Consider the following 15,469-nt stretch of genomic DNA (forward strand, 5'->3'; position numbering starts at 1 on the left):
GTGGCGGCATGCATGGCGGCGGTTTCGGCGGTATGCATGGCGGCGGCGCGGCGTTCGCTGCCATGGGCGGTGGCGGGCATTTTGCCGGCGGACATTTTCGGTGGCGCGCGCTTCGCCGGTGCACCGGCGTTCGGGCCGCGGTTTGCCGGCGCTGGATTCCACGGCGGACGCTTCTTCCATCACGGCGGCTTCTTCCATCACCACCGCTTCCATCGCTTCGCGTTCTTCGGCGGGCCTTTCGTCTATGCCGATTACTACGACGGCTGTTACCGCAGGGTATGGACGTCCTATGGCCTGCAGTGGGTCAATGTGTGCGGGGACTATTGGTGATCGCCCAACCGTCCGCACCGTTGTCGCGGCCGTCGCCAGACGTTCCATCCAGCCCCGGAATGGGATAGTCTGGCGGCGACCGTCGCGGGGCGCTCGGGGGGCTGAGAACTCGGAGAGTTCAAGAGTATGACCGGAGCTCACCGCCGCATTCTCGTCGTCGAGGACGATCCGGAAACCGCGGGTCAGCTCGTCGAGGAGCTCACCACCAGCGGCTACGACGTGGATCTGGCTGCGAACGGCCGCGAGGCGCTGAGCCAGGGAGCAGCGCGCGACTATGCCGTGATCACGATCGATCGCATGCTGCCCGACATCGACGGCATCACGGTGATGCGTCAGATGCGCGACGACGGCATCGCAGTGCCGTTCCTGATCATCAGCGCGCTCGGCGAAGTCGATGACCGCGTGCGTGGATTGCGCGCCGGCGGTGACGACTATCTGGTCAAGCCGTTCTCCTTTGTCGAGCTTTTGGCACGGCTGGAGGCGCTCGGCCGCCGCAGCGAGACCGTTGCCAAGGAGACCATCCTGCGGGTCGGCGATCTCGCGGTCGATCTGATCGCGCGGACCGCGAGCCGCCGCGGCCGCAAGATTCCGCTGCTGCCGAAGGAATTCCAGCTGCTCGAATATCTCGCGCGCAACGAAGGCCGCGTGGTGTCGCGCGCCATGCTGCTGCAGCACGTGTGGGATCTGCACTTCGATCCCTCGACCAACATCATCGACGTCTATGTCGGACGGGTCCGCCGCAAGGTCGACGACCAGCAAGCCTATCCGCTGATCCACACGATCCGCGGCATCGGGTACTGCCTCCGTGCTCCTGGCTAAAACCCTCCGGTCGTCGACGTTCCGCCTGGCCTTGATCGCCATCGGCGTCTTCGGCCTGATCGTGTCCGCGATCTTCGCCTATGTCTATTGGTCGACGCTGTCCTATGTGCGCGACAGGTCCGACCGCGCGATCTTGACCGAGCAGGCAAGCCTCGACGATGCCTATGCGCGGTCCGGCCGCGATGGCCTGACCGCGTTGATCGCGCAACGCATCGCAGACAAGGCCTTTGCCGACCATGTCTATCTGCTGGCCGGCCCCGGCTCGGCGGTGTTGGCAGGCAATCTCAAGCAGTGGCCGGCGGAGGCTGCCGGGCAGGGATGGGCCGAATTCCGCGTCTCGCTGCCGCAGCCCTCTACGGGAACCTCGCTGGCGCGCGTGGTGACGGAGACCTTGTCGAACGGCGACCGCTTGCTGGTCGGCCGCGACATCAGCGATCTCGATAGCTTCATGGCGCAGATCAGGGCCGCGGGCATCGCGGTCGTCGTGCTGATCATCGTGCTTGCCGCAGCCGCCAGTATCGGGGTCACGCGGCGGACGGTCGGCCGGATCGAATCGATCAATGCGACCAGTCGCGCCATCATGCTCTCCGGTCTCGACCAGCGCATCCCGCTCCATGGCAGCCATGACGAATGGGATCGCGTCGCCGAGAATCTCAATCTGATGCTGGATCGCATCCAGACCCTGATGGGGGACGTCAAGCAGGTCAGCGAGAACATCGCCCACGATCTGCGCACGCCGCTGACCCGGATGCGCGGGCGTCTGGAGAAGGCCTACCATGCCACACGCAACGCGGAGGGCGATGCGGCGTTGATCGGCGACACCATCGCCGATCTCGACGCGGTGCTCGGGATGTTCGCGTCGATCACGCGGATCTCGGAGATCGAGACGCGGGCCCGCAAGGGCGCGTTTCGCATCGTCAATCTCGTCGAGATCGCAGGCGAGGTGGTCGAGCTCTACGATGCCGCGGCCGAGGAGGTGACCACCCATCTCGACCTCGCCGGTGATCCGGCCGTGCTGGTCACCGGTGATCGCGACCTGCTGTTCGACGCCATCGCCAATCTCGTCGACAACGCCATCAAGCACGGCCGCCCGGGCGGAAGGGTGACCGTGACCTGCGACAATGACGAAAGCGGACCGGTGATCTCGGTCGCCGATGATGGCCCCGGTATTCCGGCCGACCTGCACGACCGCGTCTTCAAGCGCTTCTACCGGCTCGAGCAGAGCCGCTACACGCCGGGCAATGGCCTCGGCCTCAGCCTGGTCGCGGCGGTCGCCAGCCTGCACGGCGCGAGGATCGAATTGCGCGACAGTGCGCCGGGGTTGTTGTGCAGGCTCGTCTTTCCCGCCGCGGAACCGTAGAAACGTAGGGTGGTGACGGCGGAGGAACTCTTCGCCGGGTGCACGCCGCCAAATATCGAAAACAACCCCATGCAAAGGAGCGGGCCGCTGCCGGCGTTCGATCAGGCAACTTGACATGTCGGGCAAATCAGGAATACTCTTCTAATATTCCGAAATCGTGCAAATGCCGTCTTGTAAGCGCCTCTCGCCAGGCAGAGTCGGCGTCGCGAGGCATGCTGAAGCGTGAGTCACAGGCCGTGCAACACATTCGACGTCGTCCTGGCGAAGGCCAGGACCCATTACCCCAAATCTCAATTGTTGCGTGACGCTGGGGATGCGATCCCGCTTGTCACCGAAAGCGGTGGTTATGGGTCCTGGCTTTCGCCAGGACGACGGCGGTATTAACAGCTCAAAACCGCGCCGCCATCTCCGCGAGCCTGCGGTGCGCCGCGTCGCGGGCGGCACGGATCGGCTCCGCGGGCCCGGTGGTCGGGCCGATCGGCACGAAGCGCGTGTCGTTGATGCCGATGAAGCGCAGCACCTCGCGCAGATAGGGCGTCGCCATGTCGATGCGGCCGCGGTTCATGCCGGTGACGAAGTCGCTGCCGCTGGCCAGGATCACGACCGCGGGGCGGTCCTTGAGCAGCGGCAGATAGCCTAGCGCCGGATCGAAGCGAAAGGTCAGCCCGGGCTGGATGATGACGTCGAGCCACTGCTTGAGCTTGTAGGGAATCGAAAAGTTCCACATCGGTGTCGAGATCAGCACGCGATCGGCCAGCGACAACCGCAGCGCGAGGCGTTCGGCGACCGCGAAAGCATCGTGCTGCGAATTGGTGAAGCTCTTGCCGCCGATCCGGGCGTATTTGGCCTCGAGCAGATAGCCTTCGAATTCCGGCAGCGGCTCCCGCCACAGGTTCATCGCGTCGATCTCCCAGTCCGGGCGCGCCTTGCGGAAACTCTCCACAAAGACGCGTGCGCCGGCCGCCGATTCCGAATCGGCGCGGGGAGAGCAGGCAAGATGCAGCAGCTTCGGCACCGCGCCTCCTCAGCCGAGCGCCTTGATGACGGTGTCGGCGTTGGTCACGACGGAGACGTTCTGGAGGGCAAAATTGATCGCGGCGTTGTGCCAGTCGGCGTTCATGGTCGAGCAGCAATCCTCCGGCACGATCATGAAATAGCCCTTGTCGGCGCCGGTGCGCGCGGTGTGCTCGACCGACATGTTGGTCCAGGCCCCGGTGTTGATGATCATGTCGCGACCCGTGGCCTTCAGGATGGTTTCCAGCCGCGTGCCTTCCCAGGCGCTCATCCGCATCTTCTCGACCACGAAGTCGCCCGGGCGCGGCTCGAGGCCGGAGACCGGCGCCGCGCCCCAGCTGCCGCGCACCATCGCCTTGCTGTCGACCAGTCCCTCGAATAACGGCGCGTTCAGCGTGACGCCGGGCGCGCCCGGCTCGACCACGAACCAGACATGGATGATGGCGACGCCGCGCGCCCGCGCAGCCTCGGCGACGCGGCGGACATTCTCGATGACATGCTGCTGGCGCGCATGAGCAGGCGCCCCGGACTCGGCGAATGCGCCGCCGTCCATGATGACATCGTTCTGCATGTCCTGGATGATCATCGCGCAGCGCTGCGGATCGAGCTGCATCTCGCCGGCGTTTAGGTTCGGCGTGGACGATGCGGCGCCGGTGCCGCCGCGCTTCCCGCTCATATAGGGTTCGTTGCGCGGCCCGACCTTGGTCGGGATCGCATAGACCGAATGGGTCGCGGTCAGATAGAGGGTGCGGAAATCGGCGCCGCCCCAGGCGAGATTGGCGACCAGCTCGGGCAGGCGAACCTTGCCGAGCAGGTCGCCTCCGGGCGAATAGACCCAGACGCCTCCCGGCGCGGTGACCCAGACATTGCCGCGCTGGTCGCATTTCATGCCGTCGGGCAGGCCAGGCTCGAGCTCGGAGCGGATACCGGAGGCGAACACGCGCGGATTGGTCAGCGTGCGTCGGCGCTGACATCGAAGGCGCGGACCAGCGCCTGCACGGTGTCGTTGACGTAGAGGATGCGCTCGTCGGGCGAGAAGCACAGTCCGTTCGGCTGCTCGAACAGATAGCGGTCGACCAAGAGCTTCGGCGCGCCGCCGCCCGGCGGCACGCGATAGACGCCCTGGAAGCCGAGCTGGCGCGGCCGTTCGACACCATAGACCGGCATCCTGCCGTACCAGGGATCGGAGAAATAGATCGCGCCCGAGGAATGAACGCAGACGTCGTTCGGGCTGTTCAGCTCCTGGTTTTCGTAATGCGAGGCCAATACCTCGCGCCGCCCGTCCGGCCGCTCGCGGATCAGCGAAGATGTGGCGTGCTCGCAGACGATCAAATTGAGGTCCGCGTCATAGGTCATGCCGTTGCATTTGTTCGATGGGCGCTTGACCTCGACCACGCCGCGCCGCGCATCCCAGCGCCGGCGTACATCGCCGGGCATGTCGGAGAACAGCAGAAAGTGATCGACCGGATGCCAGATTGGCCCCTCCGTGAAATCGAAGCCGGTGCCGACCTGGCCGACCGGCGCGTAGGGATCGATCAGGTCTTCGAATTCACTGCGCAGCGTGACATGCGTCATCGTGACGGGCCTTCGCGGTTATGCCGGGAACCAGCTGCGTTGCGGCAGGCTCTGCACGACAGGCCCGGGCACCTGGTCATGCAGCCGGCCGACCACCATGCCGCCTTCGATCTTGGCCGGGCGATCATGCACCGGCAGCAGGTAGCGCGAGCCAGCGAGCAACTTCTTGATCGACGCCTTCTCGGCGCGCTTGCTGGTGCCGTGGTTGCCGGTGGTGCGCGGCTCGGCATCGTGGATTTCGTTGAACGGATTGATGATCTGGTCGTTGAAGTCGTAGATCACGTCGCCACAGATCGTCGCGATGCCGTCGGCGGTGTGGACGTGGATGTTCATCGATCCCTCGGTATGGGCGTTGGCGGCATCGCAATAGCGCCCGGCATCAGCTCGACCGGACCGGTGATCTCGAGATCGAGGAAGCGCAGCGCGCTCTTGGTGTGCAGGCGGTCGATCAGATGCTTGATGTCGGGCGCGGGTATTGCGGGTGCATCAGGCCGGAGACCGAGTATTCCAGCTCCTTGCGGTTGACCACGACGGTCGTGTTCATCGGGAACAGATCGTCCTTGCCGGCATGGTCGATGTGCAGATGGGTGTGGCAGACGAAGCGGACGTCGCCCATGCGCACGCCGTGGCGGGCGAGCTGGTTCTCGATCATGTTCTCATGGAACTGGAGCCCGCGCATCCCGAGCGTCTCCATGATCTGGTTGGAGCGGTAGCCGGTGTCGACCAGCACAGGATAGGGTCCGCCGAGGATCAAGAAGCCGAGCGTCAGCACGCGGCGAGTGCGGCCGCAATTATGCCCGAGCACGAGGAAGCTCGATTCCAGCTCGATATCGCCATAGTCCAGAATCTTGATCTCCAACGGCATCGCCATCCCTCCAAATTCGTGTTCGTTGTCCTGTTCGTGCTCGCGGCGCGGCTATGGCTCCAGCCGATAGACCCGCGCCGCCGTCGTGCTGAAGATCGCCGCGCGTTGCTCCCGGCTGAGCCGTTCGGCGGCCGCCTTGAAGGCATCGACCAGATCGCGGTAGCTGGTCCACAGCTTCTCGATCGGAAAGTTGGAGCCGAACAGGCAGCGATCCGCGCCGAAGATCGCAACCGTATCGGTCATGACGCCGGCAATATGCGCGGCATCGTTGCGGTGGATGAAGGTGCCGAGCCCCGACAGCTTCGACACCACGTTGGGGCATTGCGCCAGCCGCGCCATGCCGGCGCGCCAGGTGGCGCGACCTTGCGGCGACAGGTCCTCCAGCATGCCGGCGTGCTGCAGGATGAAGGTCACGTCGGGACAGGCTGCGGCGAGGCCTGCTGCGTCTGCCATCTGCGGCGCGAACACCTGCAGGTCAAAGCTCCAGCCATAGTCGGCGAGGCGGCCGACATTGCGCCGGATCACGGGATCGCCGCAGAGATCGGGCCGCGCCGCGAAGCGATAGAGTGGGTTCTCGTGCCAGTGCAGCTGCATGCGCACGCCGCGCACCAGCGGATAGCGCTTCAATCGATCCAACTGCGGCCGGACGTCGTCGACGGAAAAATCGGCATAGGCGACCAGGGCGTGCGGCCAGCCATGCTGGTCCGCGGTCTGCTGCACCCAGGCCGCCTCGTCCTCGAACTGGCCGTTCGGCCAGTTGGTCTGGACATAGACCGAGCGGGTGACGCCGGTGCCCTTGAGATCGTCGAGATATTCCTCAATCGGATAGTCGCGGCGGATCGGCTCGTAGGGGCCGAAGATGCGCGGCTGCATCGGGCCGGACAGCCAGGCGAGATCGGCCTGACGCCAGATGTGATGATGTCCGTCGACAATGCCGGTCACGCAGCTCTCCTTGTTGCAAGCGACAGCAGATGCGCGACCACCGCCGCACTCGATCCGCCGTCCACGAGATCGTCGACGAAGCGCTGGATCGCGATCAGCGCCTCGGTTTGCGGCTTGAAGCCGGGTGCGGTCGCGAGCGGTGTCAGCCAGCTCACGCGCCAGGCCCGGCGCGACAGCTTTGCAACGGCATCGCGCAACGCGGCCGGATCGCCGCGCTCGAGGCCGTCGGAGACGATCACGACCGCGGCGCCGCGGGCATATCCGCCGAACCGCGGCACCGCGAGGAAGGCCTGCAACGCATCGCCGATCCTTGTGCCGCCGTCCCAATCGCTGACAAGGAACGAAGCTGCGCTCAGCGCCTGCTCGCGTCGCTTCAGCCGCAGCGCCGGCGTAACGCGGGTCAGCCGCGTGCCGAACGTGAACACTTCGACATTGCCGGCCGCCTGCACCAGCGCATGCGCAAGCCGCATGTTCTCCTCGGTGCGCGCCTTCATCGAGCCGGAGACGTCGATCAGCAGCAGGATCTTGCGCGGTCGCTGGCGGCGGCGCATCCGCCCGAGCCGCAGCACCTCGCCGTCATTGCGTACGCTCTCGCGCAGCGTGCGGCGCAGATCGGCGAACGGACCGCTGCGCGCACGGCGTCGCCGGTGGCCGCGCCTTCGCGGCAATCGCCGTGCCGCTTCGCGTGACAGTTTTCGCAGCGGATCGCTGGTCGCGGTCTGCGCGAAACGGCGTTCGACCAATGCCTCGGCTCGTGCCGCGGCGAGGCCGGATTCGTTGGCCTCGTCGGCGAGCGGCGGCTCGTCCTCGCCGCGCCCTTCCTCCTGCAGGCGGACGGTCTCCTCGTCCTCGCCCTCGGCCTGCTCGATCGCCTCAGCGCCGCGGAAATGGATGTCGAACAGCCGGTCATAGGTCGCGCGGCGCTCCGGCGGCGGCGCCAAGGTGGCAAGCCCGGCCTGGCGGATGTGCTCGAGGCTCCGAGGGCCGAGCAGCTCAATTGAGGCCAGGAAGCTCGTCGTCTGCTCCGGCGCGACCGAGAAGCCGTTGGCGCGCAAGAGCGCGACAAAGGAGACGAAGATCCGCGCGGCACGCGGTAGCTCTAGATCGTCGCTCACGCGGCCGCCTCCGCGATGATCGCATCGAGCCGGGGCGAGATGAAATGCAGATCCTCCTCGTCCTTCAGCGCGACGCCGATCGAACGCTTGAAGGCGTCCGGCCAGCGCGCTCCGCCCTTGTGCAGCAAGGTTGCGGCCTCCGCCCAGTCGACCGCTTCGGCAATGCCCGGCGCCTTGCTCAGCGGCTCGCGACGCAGTCGGCCGACCGCGGCGACCACGGCGCGGGCGGTGGCTTCGGCGACGCTGGAGGCGCGCATCATCACGATCCGGGCCTCGCGCTCGGCGTTCGGATAGTCTATCCAGTGATAGACGCAGCGCCGCCGCAGCGCCTCGTGCAGGTCGCGGGTCCGGTTCGATGTCAGCACCACGACGGGATGCTCGGCCGCTCGGATCGTGCCGCGCTCCGGGATCGAGATCTGGAAGTCGGACAGGAATTCGAGCAGGAAGGCTTCGAACTCCTGATCGGCGCGATCGATTTCGTCGATCAAGAGCACGGTCGCATCGGGCGCGCGCAATGCGGCGAGCATCGGCCGCTCGATCAGGAACGACTCGCCGTAGATGTCGATGCTCTCCTCGCCGGCCTGCCGGATCGCCAGCATCTGGCGCGGATAGTTCCATTCGTAAAGCGCCGCCGAAGCGTCGATGCCCTCGTAGCATTGCAGCCGGATCAGCCGGCGGCCGAGCACGGCGGCGATCGCTTTCGCGGCCTCGGTCTTGCCGACTCCAGGCGCGCCCTCGAGCAGCAGCGGCTTGCCGAGCGCGAGCGCGAGATAGGAAGCGGTCGCGATGCCGTCGTCGGCGAGGTAATAGGCTGCGCGCAGCGCCTTCTCCAGCGCCTCGGGGCTGTCGATGCCGACGATGTTGCTGCGAACCGGCATATCAGAACCTCAGCGCCGCGGCTGCGGCCGCGCGCCGCCCTGCGCCTTGATCGCGCGCAGCACCTTCTCCGGCGTGATCGGCAGATCGTCGATCCGCACTCCGACGGCGTTGAAGATCGCGTTGGCGACCGCAGGCAGCACCGGATTGGCGCACATCTCGCCCGGCCCCTTGGCACCGAACGGACCATCGGGCGCGGGCCGTTCCAGCACCGCGATGTCGTGCGGGCAGATGTCGCCGGGTCCCGGCATCAGATACTCGACGAAGTCGCGCGGGCCATGCACCGGCTCCGGATAATAGGGCTCCGGCGTCTCGTAGAGCGCGTGGCTGACGCCCATCCAGGCGCCGCCGACCAGCTGCTGCTCGACCAGCCGCGGATTGAGCGCGCGGCCGAGTTCATATGCCGAGTCCATCCTGACCATGTCGACCTCGCCGGTCTCGTCGTCGACCTCGACCTCGGCGACCAGGCAGGCATGGGCGTAGCACGTCGCCGGAGACATCTCGCCGGTCTCGGGATCGACGTCGGACAGCGGCACCAGGAAGATGCCGCGGCCGGAGATCGTCTTGCCCTGCTTGAATTGGGCGGCGATCGCGACGTCCTTGGTCGAGATCGAGCGGTGCGGCGCGCCCTTGACATGGATGTTGCCGCGGCCGTCGGTCTCGAGGTCGGCGGCATTGACCTCCAGCTCTTCGGCGGCTGCCTCCATCATCACGCCGCGGGCTTCGCGCGCCGCCGCCATCACGGCGTTGCCGACGCGATGGGTACCGCGCGAGGCGAACGAGCCCATGCAGTGCGGGCCGGTGTCGGAATCCGCAGTGTCGACATAGACGTCCTCGACCGGCACGCCGAGCGTCTCGGCGCAGATCTGCCGCGTCACCGACTTCATACCCTGGCCGAGATCGATCGAGGACAGCGCCACGGTGAACTTGCCGCTCGGGTTGGAGTGTACCAGCGCCTGGCTCGGGTCGCCGCCGAGATTCATGCCGATGGGATAATTGACCGACGCGATGCCGCGTCCGCGATGCCTTGTCATGGTCAGCGCCTCCTGGTGCCGAAGACGGAAGAGAAGCGGGTGGCGCCATGCGACGGCGCGCTCGGTCGCGGTGGAGAAGGTGGCGTTGGCGGAGGAGGCGGTGGTGGCGGCTCGCGGCTCGCCACCGGTGCGCGGTCATACGTCGTCCGCTGCTGGGCCGGTGCGGGTGCCGGCGCATGCGTTTCGCGCGGGGTCGGCGTCACCGTGGCGCGGGCGCCGCCGCCGTCCTTGCGCGACGACATCCGCTTGAAGTCCTCGCGGAGCGGCCATTTGGCCTTCTCGGCAGCGACCTGCACGCATTCGATCAGCGCGGTGTTCTTGGCCTCGCGGCGGTGCGCCTTCATGTCGCCGTCGCGATACGCGTTGAGGATCCGGAACTCCATCGGGTCCATGCCGACAAGATGGGCGAGCTTGTCCATCTGGCATTCGATGGCGAAATCCATCGCCGTGACGCCGAAACCGCGCATGGCGGTCGCCGGCGTGCGGTTGGTGAACACGCAGTAGACGTCGCCGTGGACGTTCGGGATCGTGTAAGGGCCCGGTAGGTGCGCGGCGCATTTCACCGCCGCATAGCTCGACAGCCGCGTATAGGCACCGCTGTCGAAATAGGCGCGCACCTTGCGGGCGACGACACGCCCGTCGCGCATCACGCCGTCCTTGATGTAGATGCGCTCGGCGCCGCGTGGTGGACCGTATTGCATCTCCTCCTCGCGCCCGAACACGTAGCGCACCGGGCGCCCGGTCAGCATCGCACCGAGGATGCACAGTGGCTCGGTCAGCGTGTCGACCTTGCCGCCGAAGCCGCCGCCGACTGTGCCGCCGATGAAGTGGAAGGTGTTGGACGGGACGTCGAGGATCTTGGCGCAGGTATCGACCGAGAAGAACAGCGCCTGCGTCGAGGTGTAGACGATGTAGCGGCCATTGGTGTCGGGCGCCGCGATCGAGCCGTTGGTCTCGGTAGGTGCGTGCTCGATCGGCGACATCTGGTAGCGCTGCTCCAGCACATGGTCGGCGGTGGCGAACGCGCGGTCGGCATCGCCGAAACGCAGCTGCTGGCGATCGTAGGTCCCGTGATAGGTGAAGGTGTTTTTGGGATAGACCTCGTTGACCACGGGCGCGCCCGGCTTCAGCGCGTCCTCGACATCGAACACCGCCGGCAGCACCTCATAGTCGATTTTCACCTTGGCAATCGCCTCGTAGGCCTCGCGCGGCTGTCGGCGACGATGGCGACGATCGGCTCGCCCTTGTAGCGCACCTTGTCGACCGCGAGCGACGGCTCGTCGTCCTTGCCGAAATTGATCAGGCTGAGCAGCGTGTTCAAATTGCGCGGCACGTCGGAGGCGCGGATCACCCGCCGCACGCCCTGCGAGCGCTCGGCCTCCGAGGTGTCGACGCGGCGCAGCCGTGCGTGCGGATGGGCGCTGCGGACCACCTTCAGATGCAGCATGCCCTGCAGCTTGTGATCGTCGAAATACGGCGAGGTGCCGGTGACATGGCCGAGCATGTCCTGGCGCTGCGTGCCCTTGCCGATTTCCTTGAGATTGTCGTCGCGCTCGTCGGCGAAGATATCCTTGCGCAGTTCCAGCATGGCACTGTTCCCTTACGCGCGCGCCCGGCCGCCGGATGCGGCAGCCAGCACGGCGTTGATGATCGGCTCATAGCCGGTGCAGCGGCAGATATTGCCGGAGATCGCCTCGACCACTTCGGCGCGGCTCGGTTGCGGATTGCGGTCGAGCAGCGCCTTCGCGGCCATCAGCATGCCCGGCGTGCAATAGCCGCACTGCGCGGCGAAATTGTCGGCGAAGGCGCGCTGCAGCGGGTGCAGATTGGGACCCTCCTTGAGGCCGTCGAGCGTCTCGACCGAGCGGCCGGCGACAGTCTCGGCGAGCGTAAGGCACGACAAATGCAGTTCGCCATCGATCAGCACGCTGCAGGTGCCGCAGCCGCCCTGGCCGCAGCCGAATTTCGGCGTCATGTCGCCGATCAGCTCGCGCAGCGCGACCAGCAGGTTGGTGCCGCCATCGACGAAGATCGCGACGTCGCGGCCGTTGTGGCGGAATTGAAGCGGGGTCTTGGCCATGCGTTCTATTCCTGACCGGACAGCAGGCGCTTGAGATGAACGCCGACGATCTCGCGGCGATACCAGGCGCTGGCGAGCGCATTGTCGCCCGGCGATGTGCCCTCGACGGCGGCCGCGGCGGCGGCGCTGATCGTGGAAGCATCTAGCGAGCGGCCTTCCAGCGCGCGTTCGGCGGCGCGGGCGCGGATCGGCGTCGGCGCCATCGAACCCAGCGCGACGCGGGCGCCGACGATCCGGCTGCCATTGACCGGCAGATGCGCCGCCAGTGTGATCACCGCGCCGCCTTTGGGCTTGATCCGCGCGATCTTGCGGTAACGGAAGGCTTCAGCGCTGCCGGGTTTGGCGAAGGAGATCGCGAGCACCAGCACGCCGGTCTGCCGGTCGCGCGATTGCAGGAATTCGTCGAGTGCAATCTCGCGGCCGCCGAGGCCGCCTTGCACCGATACCGTGGCATCGAGCGCGAGCATCGCGACCGTGAAGTCGCCATAGGGCACCGGCGCGAACAGATTGCCGCCGACCGTGCCCATGTTGCGCACCGCAGGTCCGCCGATCGAGCGCGCCGGGGCGTGCAGGAAGGCGAGATCGCGTTCGACCAGGATGCGCGCGAAGGTGACGCCGGCGCCGAGCGTGATGCGCGAGCCCGTGGCGTCGATCCGCGTCATCGCATGGTCGCTGGCGCGTACGACGGTCGAGATCGAGATGTCGCCTTCGTTCAGCGCCCGCATCACCAGCGTGCCGCCGCCGAGATAGCGGGCGCTGCGATCCGACGACAGTGCCGCCGCGGCGTCGTGGGTGCTGGTGAAGGTCTTCACCGTGACTGGCATGATGTCCTACCCGCTTACGCGGCCTCCTTCAGATGCCGGCGGATGGCCTCGAAGCCGGCCTGGTAGATGTCTTCCGAAACCATTTGCGTGATCCGGTCCCTGTCCTCGGTCCGGGTCGTGAAGCGCGATTCCCAGTGCCAGAAGGTGCGGTCGCCGTCGGTGACCGGCAGCAGGCGGACATGCGCCACATAATTGAACATCGGGATCGGCGTATCGAGCAGGCAGTAACTGAACGACTGTTCGAGATCGGACAGCGCCAACAGCTGCTCGCGCAGCTCGGCACCGTCCTTCAGCTTGAAGCGCCTGACGCAGCCGATCTTGTCGGACGGCTGGGCCCGCTCGATGCCGCTGCTCGCGACCGCCGGATGCCAGCGGTCGTGGCCGTTGAAATCACGCAGCACGGCCCAGACCGCATCGGTCGGCGCGTCCAGGATCGTGCTTTTGACGATATGCGGCACGGCCTGTCTATCCTCCGAATGCCCGCTTCAGCGCGTCGAAACCGCCCTGGAACACGCCGCCGCCGATATTGTTGACGAGCTCGGTCTCGCGCTCCGGCGCGCAGTCGAACTCGGCGGTCCATTCCAGGAAGGTCTGGTCGCCGTCGGTGACCGGCGTCAACCGCAGGGTCGCGACGTAGTTCTCGACGCCCATCGGCGATTCCAGGATCGAATAGGTGCAGAACATGTCGTAGTCGGACAGCCCCAGCAGCTTCTCGCGAATGCGATCGCCGTTGCGCAGGCGGAAATCCCTGACGCAGCCGATCTTGTCCGAGGGCTCGCCGCCCTCGATCCGGCTTTCCGCGATCGCGGGATGCCAGTTCGGCAGCCCGTTGAAGTCGCGGACCCTGGCCCAGACCCGGTCGTTGCGGGCGTTGACGACGGTGGAGACGTAAACCCGTGCCATGGTGTGCGCTCAGTCCTTCTTGCGCGGCGTGCGCTCGGGGCGCGCCGGCTCGCCGCCACCCTCGGGCGCTGCCGGCTTGGCATCGCCGCCGCTCTTGCGCGCGGAGTCCTTGATGCCCTGCATGTCGCGGGCCTCGCGGATCAGGCCCGGCATCTTCGCGAGGCTGCCGCCCTCGACACCGATATCCGACAGGATCGAGTCGATCAGCGGCGCCTGCACGCGGTAGCGGAGCGCCGAGTCGATCACCTCGTCGGTGGCGCTGCGGCCGGAACCGCCGCTATTTCCGTTGCCGTTGAGACCGTCGACCTGGAGGATGCGGATGCCCTCGATCTTCTCCATCGGCTTGACGCTCTCGCGCACGATGCCCTCGATGCGGTCGAGCAGCTTGCGGCGGAACAGCGAGTAGCGCGCCTGGTCGGTCAGCACGTTCTCGGCCTCGTTGAGCAGGCGCTGGGCCTCGGCCTCGACCGCGGCGCGGACGCGTTCGGCTTCGGCTGCGATCCGGGTCTCCTCGGCCTGCTTCTCGGCCAGCAGCACCTCGACGGTCTTGCGCCGTTTGGCGATCTCGCTTTCGCGGGCGGTGACGACGCGCTCGGCCGCTTCCGTGGCGCGGATCCGGGCGTCCTCGGCCGCAGCGCGCGCCGCGGATTCCTCCAGCGACTTCTGATGCAGCGCGATGGCCTTCTCCATCAGCGCGGTCTCGACGTCCTTCTCGCGGTTGACCTCGAGCTTGCGCAGCTCGCGCTCGCGGCCGACCCTCGCCTCGTCGAGGCCGCGGTCCGAGGCGATGCGGGCGCGCTCGACCTCCTCGCGGGCGACGATCTCGGCCTCCTGCAGCGATTGGTTGCGGGCGACCTCGAGCTGCTCGATCGCCCGGCGCCGTTCGATCCGGGCGGCCTCCAGCGCCTGCTCGCGCGAGACGTCCGTCGTGTCGATGTCCTTGCGCGCCACGATCTCGGCCTGCCGGACCTGCCGGTCGGCATCGATCCGCTCGGAACGCTTGGCGGCGAGCGCGATCACGCGCTCCTCGTCGGCGAGCTCGATCGCCCTCTTCTGGTCGATGTTGAGCACTTCGCGGGTTCGCGAAGAGGCGATCCTCTCGCTCTCCAGCGCCAGCTCGACATCAATGCGCTGCCGCTCGACGACGTCGCGGCGCTTCAGCTCGGCGGTTTCGATCGCCCCGGTGCGCTCGATCTCGAGCCCGCGGGTCTCCCGCTCGGCGCGGATGCGCTGCGCGGCAACCGACTTCTCCTGCGAAATCCGCGCCGCTTCGATCGCCTCGCGCGAGGCGATGTCGGCCTCCTCGATCGCGCGGGTGCGCGCGATCTCCAGCGAGCGGACGTGCTCCTCCTGGGCGATCCGCGACGCTTCGGTGGCTTCGCGTGCGCTGATGCCGGCGATCTCGACCGCCTGGTTGCGCTCGATCTCGAGCTTGCGGGTGGTGTGGTCGGCCGCGATGCGCTCGGCGGCCAGCGTCTTCTCTCTGACGATGCGGGCGGCCTCGACCGCCTTCTGCGCCTCGATCTCGGCTTCCTGGATGGTGCGGACCTGCTGGATCTCCAGCGCGCGGGTGCGCTCGTCGGAGGAGATGCGCTCGACATTGACCGTCATGGTCTGGGCGATCCGCGCCTTCTCGGTGGCCTCGCGGGCCGCGATCTCGGCCTCGTCGACGGCACGGGTGCGCTCGATCTCGCGCCGGCGGGTCTCTTCCTCGTTGGCGATGCGGGCGTCG

Annotated in this window: 13 protein-coding genes and 3 pseudogenes; 3 read left to right on the forward strand and 13 right to left on the reverse strand. The window is 67.0% G+C overall.

Annotation, left to right across the window (positions count from 1 at the left end; translation table 11 throughout):
• From ALC15_RS39650 to ALC15_RS39660, 3 genes are all read left to right on the forward strand, one after another.
• Positions 1-330, forward strand: a 330-nt coding sequence (locus tag ALC15_RS39650) for a hypothetical protein (RefSeq protein WP_430649227.1), incomplete at its 5' end; no start/stop codon positions are given.
• Between the two features lie 126 nt (positions 331-456).
• Positions 457-1,149 carry a response regulator transcription factor gene (locus ALC15_RS39655; protein WP_021075850.1) on the forward strand — a complete coding sequence of 231 codons (693 nt, stop codon included), beginning with the start codon at positions 457-459 and terminating at the stop codon, positions 1,147-1,149.
• Complete coding sequence (locus ALC15_RS39660) at positions 1,136-2,509, forward strand: sensor histidine kinase (protein WP_050631966.1); 1,374 nt, start codon at positions 1,136-1,138, stop codon at positions 2,507-2,509. Before ALC15_RS39655 ends, ALC15_RS39660 begins: the two co-directional genes overlap by 14 nt.
• A gap of 388 nt (positions 2,510-2,897) precedes the next feature.
• On the opposite strand, the gene ALC15_RS39665 is transcribed toward ALC15_RS39660, so the two are convergent.
• From ALC15_RS39665 to ALC15_RS39725, 13 genes and pseudogenes are all read right to left on the reverse strand, one after another.
• The gene (locus ALC15_RS39665; RefSeq protein ID WP_050631967.1) at positions 2,898-3,524 is read right to left on the reverse strand and encodes an FMN-dependent NADH-azoreductase; all 627 of its coding nucleotides are present in this window, start codon (positions 3,522-3,524) and stop codon (positions 2,898-2,900) included.
• A gap of 9 nt (positions 3,525-3,533) precedes the next feature.
• A pseudogene (locus ALC15_RS39670) lies at positions 3,534-5,098 on the reverse strand (isochorismatase family protein).
• An 18-nt stretch (positions 5,099-5,116) separates the two neighbouring features.
• A pseudogene (locus ALC15_RS39675) lies at positions 5,117-5,963 on the reverse strand (MBL fold metallo-hydrolase).
• Between the two features lie 51 nt (positions 5,964-6,014).
• The gene (locus ALC15_RS39680) at positions 6,015-6,905 is read right to left on the reverse strand and encodes an amidohydrolase family protein (protein ID WP_050631968.1); all 891 of its coding nucleotides are present in this window, start codon (positions 6,903-6,905) and stop codon (positions 6,015-6,017) included.
• Positions 6,902-8,020 (reverse strand): vWA domain-containing protein, encoded by a 1,119-nt coding sequence (locus ALC15_RS39685; RefSeq protein WP_050631969.1) that lies wholly within the window; start codon positions 8,018-8,020, stop codon positions 6,902-6,904. The genes ALC15_RS39680 and ALC15_RS39685 overlap by 4 nt, the downstream gene beginning before the upstream one ends.
• The gene (locus tag ALC15_RS39690) at positions 8,017-8,898 is read right to left on the reverse strand and encodes an AAA family ATPase (protein ID WP_050631970.1); all 882 of its coding nucleotides are present in this window, start codon (positions 8,896-8,898) and stop codon (positions 8,017-8,019) included. The genes ALC15_RS39685 and ALC15_RS39690 overlap by 4 nt, the downstream gene beginning before the upstream one ends.
• A 9-nt stretch (positions 8,899-8,907) precedes the next feature.
• Entirely contained in the window at positions 8,908-9,930 is a 1,023-nt protein-coding gene (locus ALC15_RS39695; RefSeq protein ID WP_028333322.1) for a xanthine dehydrogenase family protein molybdopterin-binding subunit, read from the reverse strand.
• A gap of 2 nt (positions 9,931-9,932) precedes the next feature.
• Positions 9,933-11,518, reverse strand: a pseudogene (locus ALC15_RS39700) (xanthine dehydrogenase family protein molybdopterin-binding subunit).
• 12 nt (positions 11,519-11,530) lie between these two features.
• Positions 11,531-12,010 (reverse strand): (2Fe-2S)-binding protein, encoded by a 480-nt coding sequence (locus tag ALC15_RS39705; RefSeq protein ID WP_050631971.1) that lies wholly within the window; start codon positions 12,008-12,010, stop codon positions 11,531-11,533.
• Between the two features lie 5 nt (positions 12,011-12,015).
• Positions 12,016-12,834, reverse strand: a complete 819-nt coding sequence (locus ALC15_RS39710; protein ID WP_050631972.1) for an FAD binding domain-containing protein — start codon at positions 12,832-12,834, stop codon at positions 12,016-12,018.
• 14 nt (positions 12,835-12,848) lie between these two features.
• On the reverse strand, positions 12,849-13,292 hold the full coding sequence (locus ALC15_RS39715; protein WP_050631973.1) for an SRPBCC family protein: 444 nt from the start codon (positions 13,290-13,292) through the stop codon (positions 12,849-12,851).
• Between the two features lie 7 nt (positions 13,293-13,299).
• The gene (locus tag ALC15_RS39720) at positions 13,300-13,737 is read right to left on the reverse strand and encodes an SRPBCC family protein (RefSeq protein WP_028338488.1); all 438 of its coding nucleotides are present in this window, start codon (positions 13,735-13,737) and stop codon (positions 13,300-13,302) included.
• Positions 13,738-13,746: 9 nt separating this feature from the next.
• A partial coding sequence (locus tag ALC15_RS39725; protein ID WP_283806336.1) for a flotillin domain-containing protein occupies positions 13,747-15,469 on the reverse strand: 1,723 nt, incomplete at its 5' end.

Origin of the sequence: Bradyrhizobium viridifuturi, assembly GCF_001238275.1 — a bacterium.
Taxonomy (GTDB): domain Bacteria; phylum Pseudomonadota; class Alphaproteobacteria; order Rhizobiales; family Xanthobacteraceae; genus Bradyrhizobium; species Bradyrhizobium viridifuturi.